The sequence below is a fragment of the Cyclobacterium sp. L-R genome (assembly GCF_056859355.1).
This window is the reverse complement of sequence record NZ_JBSXOH010000062.1, coordinates 1-6,632: the sequence shown is the minus strand read 5'-3', so window position 1 is coordinate 6,632 and position 6,632 is coordinate 1. Positions and strand designations below refer to the sequence as shown.

Below are 6,632 nucleotides of genomic sequence, written 5' to 3'. Positions count from 1 at the left end.
AACCCGAAATATGTAATAGACATTCTATTACGTGCTGAAATCGCTTTAAAATCAGCCACTTCGTTGCTGTTTGAAGATTTTACCATAGCGGTGCTATGCTAAAATCTTCAAACAGCCTGATTTTCTTGCGATTGCAACACTTCCCGTAAACACGGGACAGGCTTTACCTCTGATCATTGTCAGGACGGAGAAATCCTATTACATAATCGAGGTTTAACCTAATTCATTATCATAAAGAGAAAACGATAGAAAAGTTCCTATTACATTTAAGCTTTCCAAGCAAAGCTAAATCTCCAGCATTAAATTTAAAATAGACTTATATACAACTTCAATACATCATCCTCTTCTCCTAAGGCCTCTCTCAATCTATCAATGATTCTTTGCATTCTTTTGTAATTCCTGAAAAACCGAATACATGCATAATGATGATCCTTATGGGATATACCTAAATTTAAAGCAGCATTTTCATAATACACATATACCTGTTCAGGGTCTATATCCCCAGGTTCTTTTAACCTATTCTCATTGATCACACCCAATTCAAAATAGGCCTTACCGAAAAGATCCTTGTATTTGGTTTTCAACCAACTGGGCTGGATTTGATTGATGGTCTTTACTAAAACTCGTTCAAAAACTTCCTTAGGTAATTCATCTTTATGTTTAAGTGCAAGGTTAACCCTAACGATTTCAAAAATCATTAGCATCAAAACCTCATTAATCATTATTTTCGGATCTAAAAGCTTCTCCTTATTGATATAATCCCCATTAATTCTAATGTAATCAGTGGTTATAGCCTCTATCACTTGAAAAAAATTGAGATCAAATAGACCTTGAAAACCTTTTATTACCTTTTTAACACCCACTAGATTCAGCGTTTTGTAATAATAATGATTAGCGTCTACAGATTGTTCCATCAGGTCATAAAGCACTGCAATGCGAAAATTCAATTCAATTTCCTCATACCCAGATTCTATTAACTCTTTCAGTAAGGCAATGGAATCGGCATAATTACCCTGATAAAAATGCCGTATAGCAGAAGCCCATGAAATCATTTGTTTAAGTTTGGACCTAAACTCTCCTATGAAGGTTAAAAATTTAAAGTTATCTGTTTTTATACTGAAACCATCTCCAAAAAAATTAATATCAGGTTTTAATATTTTCAAAGTTAATGTGACTTCGCTAGGGCTCAACATTTTGCCCCAAATCACAAAATCCGCCATTTTTATATCACCATGCTTTTCCGCATCTCTATTTGTAAATTTAGTAAAGCCCTCAAACTCATCAACCGAAAGTCGTTCAATATTTAAATCATACTCAGGACATTGTTTTAACTCCTTGCAGATGTGCTCCAATTCATCCTCCAATTGAGCACACAGAGAATCCTGACAGAAAAAAGGCAATAAGACAATGTCTATCTCAAGGTCTCTTGAAAAACATTGGTGAATAAAATCATCAAAATCCTCATATCTACATAATTTAGCAACGGTATTGAGAAATTCCATGCTTGAAAATGCTGGTGGATCCCTATTCTCATTTACGACATCCACTTTAAAATACAAAGCAGAATTCCAAAAATCAGCAGCCACCCTATTTTCATTGGATGTATAGGGCCATTCCTCTTTTCCTAATAAATCTTCTATCAAATATCTAAGGTGCCACTTTTGATCTTTATTAACAGGACCGATTACATCGAATGGAATATAGTCCGCTAAAACTTTAGAGTACCTGTTTTTGATGGTATCAATGTAACCCTCTCTTTCATACCGTAAAAACTCCTTTACTCTTTGTTCAACCTTTTTACCTAAAACATAAAAGGGTTCATATTTCCATTTAATATTATCTTCATTCGTACTATCATTTTGGTATTTTTTAAACAGTGGATGGCGTTCAATATAATTCAAATAGGACATATAAATGCATTTTTATTGAGGGTTTACAATACTAAAAAAAGTCATTTTAAATTTAATTAAAATCACCCAAAATAAAAATCAACTCTTCACCATGTTGTTTACCCTCTTGACAACTCCTTTTAACCTCTTGCCAATAGATATTCCCCTCTTTATAAATTATTACCCCCTCTCAAACCTGTAAATTCACCTCTTGAACACTCTTTGTTTATTAATACTTTTTCTTACTTAAGGAACATTTTTTGCAATATAATAGATAAAAATGCCTGAGTTTCGATAATACGGATAATAAAAATCATTGGACGAAACTATAAGCCAGCAGGCTTGGATTGAGGCATCAATTGATGACACAATTAACCTCAATCCACCAAATACATCTTTTATATAAAACCAATAATAAAATGAACACATTAAAATTATTATTCGAAATCTTGTTGTTTTCAACCATTGGAAGTCGTGACTATCCAGTAAATGAGAAAGCTACATTACCACAGAACCAGACTTATTATCACAGCATAAAAAGCGAAGATGATGCTGGGCGAGGCAAGTTTTATTAATCACTAAATATCCCTGGGTATCTTCAAACTATCCAAGAAGAGATACCTTTCAACAATAGGACCTGGAAAGCCAGGTCCTTTTTCCTTTTAGGGAAATCTAAATAATTAGGAGTGTCTATCTCCATTTTTAAACACTTACAAGATAGGAAACAGCATATAATTGAAACAATAAAACTCGTGAACCTCCTATATAAATACGTAAAACCTACCATGAAGACCGTAAAAGTGAATTAACATGCTTCAATATCAGGTTTTACACAAGGATATATTGCATATGTGGTAAAGATAAAAGATATTTATAAAACCCGATAAAGCAATTGCCCTTGTTTACTCTTATAAGATTCCTTTAAAATGAAAAGTGTTTCGCATATACCCTCTTTGAATATATTCCGAATAGCTTTATTTTTTGGGACACTATTCTTTTATATTAGCCTCAGTGAAGCAAGGCAATCTCCGATAGACAAAATAATTGACGCTAGCATAAACGAGGGGAATTATGAAGAAGCAAAGGTATTGCTTGAAAATGCTTTAAAAGAAGTAGATAATCAAGACACTACACACCTAAGGCAATATGCTGGAGATTTAGGCTATGTATTGTTTCATTTGGGACAATATCAGAATAGCATTACTAAGTATGAGCAGGCGCTTATCTATACAAGAGCACAAGGGGACCATAGTCGCACGAGCACCTTTTTACGAAGTATAGGCTTGAATTATCAACTTTTAGGTCTATATGGTTTGGCTATTGAGAATTATCAGGAAGCACTTGATGCCCTCGCTCTGGGTCAAACGGACCTTGTACGAGAGGCTGCACTTTACAATTCTATGGGCAACCTATACCGAAATACACAAAATGAACCAAAATCACTTGACCTGCTACATAAGTCTTTGAATATTTACAAAGACCTTGGAGACACCGTAAAGATAGCCAATGTGCTAAACAACCTGGGCGTTAATTTCCAACATTTCAACCATTTGGATTCAAGCCTTTATTATTTTAAATCAGTTCTAGATTTGGTAGCGCTGGATATCAACTCACCAAAGAACATAGCTAAAGACAGATCTGCTACCTATAATAATATAGGTGTCGTTCTTTTGGACCAAGAAAAGATTGAAGAAGCTTTCCCTTATATTTTAAAATCCTACCGCATCAATCATCTGACCAACGATCGTCAAGGCCTGGCGATTAGCCACAATAATTTAGCGGAATATTGGCTCAAAAAACGAGACCTAAAAATGGCATCCCTACACTTGGACTCTGGGGAGATTATTCTTAAGGAAACTACCAATAAGATACTTTTGGTGGAAAATCTTGAACTACGGTTTAAGCTATTGGAACGTAAAAATCAATACAAAGAAGCCCTTGCTACCTACAAATCCTTGGACTCATTGAACAACCAATTGTTTCAGGATGAAAAACTAAAAGTAGAAGAAATAAGCAATATCTACCTTTTGCGAGAAAAGGAATTTGAAAACCAGAAAATAAGTCAGGAAGCTAAATTATTTGCACTACAGAGTAGTAAATTCCAACAGACCAGTTTGTTTCTTGCCTTACTCGGAATTATTTTAACCTTATTCCTATTTTGGGTTTTTAGGAACCTAAAACGACAGAAAAAGCTCACTCAAATCATTGGCGCCAAAAACGAGACCATTAGCCTCCAACAAACGGAATTGAGGCACCGTACCGCAAACAACATCATGCGCTTACAAAGCATTATTAAAGAAATCGCAAGAAGAGTTCCGGACAATGCCGCTCAACAGGAAATGCTAAGATCCACACAGCTTTTGTATTCTGCTGCTTCACTGGAAAGGTACTTGTTTAGCATAGAAGACGAGAAAGAAGTTCCTTTAAGAGAATTCTTGCAAGGCCTGATGCAACAACACAGAGAAATGCTTGAAAAGGAAAACCGATCTGTGGAAATTGTTTATGATCAATCCGGTGAAATTGTACTTCCCGTAGCAGCTGTTATTCCTATATCAATGATTTTAACGGAATGGATTTACAATAGCCTTAAATATGCTTTTGAAGGGATCGGACAGCCTAAGATTACAATTGTGATTCAGCTGCGAGATCAAAATATCATAATTGATTATCAGGACAATGGGGTTGGTTTCAATGGACAGGCAGGTAAAGGCACCGGCACTAGGCTTATAGAAAAATTTGCCATGGATCTAAAAGCTCAGATCAAATCTCTCGCGCATCAGGGAACGTGGTACCAAATGGTTTTTAAAGCCATTGGCAAAAGTGTATTACCGAAGTAAGCTTCTAAAATAAAACCATAATTAATAAAAATGCCCATTCCTATGAAGATGAATCTTTTCCATTTCACGAACAATTTCAATAGGTTTACGAATTAATTTACGTGGTTCACGAAATTTTATACAGAAAGCTATAATTGTTTCTTACCTTGATAAAGGTAAACACAATTATATATAAATGTAATGCTAATATAAAAAAGAAGGCCTAATTATAATCAGACCTTCTTTCAACAAAAGCAAGATGTTTAGTTCCCCCTGCCAGGGGTATCTTCATCTCTCAATGATGACTCCTTTTTGGTTTCCTTTTTTTTGCCAAAATCCTCATCACTCACTGATGATTTAGTTGTGGCATCCTTTGTATTACCAAAATTCTCATCACTCACTGATGATTCAGTTTTGGCATCCTCTATTTTGCCAAAATCTTCATCATCAATTAAACTACAGCTACTAAAGGTAAATATTGAAATTAACAATAGAAGCTTTAACAACCAATTAATAGTAGACATAACCTTAGTGTTTAGGTTAAGCTTCTCTATTTAAAGGGCATTGCTCCATTCCGAGGAAGCGATCCGGTTTTTCACAATGCCCTGTAGCTACATTTCAAGACGATTCATAAGGTTTCCCTGAACACGTTGAGACGACTCCTTTTGAATCGCTTGTATACAAATATAGAGAATTTAACACAATTATGCAAGGATTTATAAGTTTTAACAGTTGTTTATATTGAACTTTTAAATTATTTAAAATAAAATATTGTTTATGATGGATAGAAATTTGACCTTCATTTATAAGAATTTATGAACCATGTATAAATTGGTATCGGTCCATGTATAGAAATATTCAACCTATGAATAGAAATTATTAATTAATTTTTTTATCAAACTAAATGGTATAAACTTAAAAAAACACACAAGATAGATGTCTTACCGAAACCTAATTGAAAACAATCCGCTATTAATAAAGCATTGGGAGGAAGAAAATTACTTGTTCATTCCTCTTTACAAATTGGCTACTAAGGTCCAGGAAAAAGTGGTGCAATTCATGGATTATGAGTATGAATCCAATAACTGCTACGGTTTTACCAATGATCCCAATAAATATGTCCCGTTAGGAGAAAAAGACAAAGTAAGTCAGGAATGTAGAGATTTTTTAATTTATCTATTAACAGACAAAAATCCAGAAGACTACCCATTTACAAATGATAGCAATAGGGCATGCTATCATTTTTGGCATGGGGCAAGAAAAGGGAAGTTCCGAGATATTCCACCTGATAAACAGTTCCAATTTCCAACAATCGAGTTTCTCGACAAAGTGTCTGAATTGGTAGGGTACAAAAGTTTCAATTATTTTATCCGCAAATTTTTTTCGGCTTCTGAAAAAATAAGAATAATATTATTACCCTTTTGGGAACCTTTCTCGAATGAACCAATAGTTACAGATTTATTGGAGTATGAATTAAATTTACTTCAAAAAGGATCACTTTTGAATTTAGAAATTATTAAACAACCCTCTCAAAATGAAGGAAAAATTGGTTGGGAATATGCTAAAGAAATCGGTAGTAATTTTCATAGTGATTTAGTAGTATGGGGGAGGCTTGATCACACTAACCAAATTCACCTTTCTTGTTACGCACTAAAACCTGAAATATCATATTTTTGGAACACTAACCTATATAGGCCCGACTCATTTCCTCTTGAAAATATTAGAAATGACTTTTTAACCTCTCTAAAATCAATTTTATATTGGTCTACCGCTATTCGGCTCTCACTCAATGCTATTAAGTTAAGCCTTTTAGCTTACTATTTGGGTTTCAAAATTGAATGTTTTTGATTTTCTGGCTCGGTTGCCTGTCGGTTTACCAGTTTAGGGGCATACCTTTCCCTTCACTTGGAACAGGTACCTAATTTTG

At 34.3% G+C, this 6,632-nt stretch carries 4 protein-coding genes; 2 read left to right on the top strand and 2 right to left on the bottom strand.

Annotated elements, in window-relative coordinates; genetic code table 11:
• Positions 1-305: 305 nt before the first annotated feature.
• Entirely contained in the window at positions 306-1,910 is a 1,605-nt protein-coding gene (locus AC13EX_RS08600) for a hypothetical protein (protein ID WP_482892346.1), read from the bottom strand.
• Between the two features lie 905 nt (positions 1,911-2,815).
• Between AC13EX_RS08600 and AC13EX_RS08595 the strand changes: the two genes are divergently transcribed.
• The gene (locus AC13EX_RS08595) at positions 2,816-4,726 is read left to right on the top strand and encodes a tetratricopeptide repeat protein (protein WP_482892344.1); all 1,911 of its coding nucleotides are present in this window, start codon (positions 2,816-2,818) and stop codon (positions 4,724-4,726) included.
• Positions 4,727-4,968: 242 nt separating this feature from the next.
• On the opposite strand, the gene AC13EX_RS08590 is transcribed toward AC13EX_RS08595, so the two are convergent.
• On the bottom strand, positions 4,969-5,229 hold the full coding sequence (locus AC13EX_RS08590; protein ID WP_339678118.1) for a hypothetical protein: 261 nt from the start codon (positions 5,227-5,229) through the stop codon (positions 4,969-4,971).
• Between the two features lie 412 nt (positions 5,230-5,641).
• Here AC13EX_RS08590 and AC13EX_RS08585 point away from each other — a divergent pair, with 412 nt between their 5' ends.
• Entirely contained in the window at positions 5,642-6,553 is a 912-nt protein-coding gene (locus AC13EX_RS08585) for a hypothetical protein (protein ID WP_482892343.1), read from the top strand.
• Positions 6,554-6,632 lie beyond the last annotated feature (79 nt).

Bases quoted from the DNA above. Each gene is read 5' to 3' on its own strand.
- AC13EX_RS08600 (WP_482892346.1), bottom strand. From the start codon at position 1,910: ATGTCCTATTTGAATTATATTGAACGCCATCCACTGTTTAAAAAATAC.
- AC13EX_RS08595 (WP_482892344.1), top strand. From the start codon at position 2,816: ATGAAAAGTGTTTCGCATATACCCTCTTTGAATATATTCCGAATAGCT.
- AC13EX_RS08590 (WP_339678118.1), bottom strand. From the start codon at position 5,229: ATGTCTACTATTAATTGGTTGTTAAAGCTTCTATTGTTAATTTCAATA.
- AC13EX_RS08585 (WP_482892343.1), top strand. From the start codon at position 5,642: ATGTCTTACCGAAACCTAATTGAAAACAATCCGCTATTAATAAAGCAT.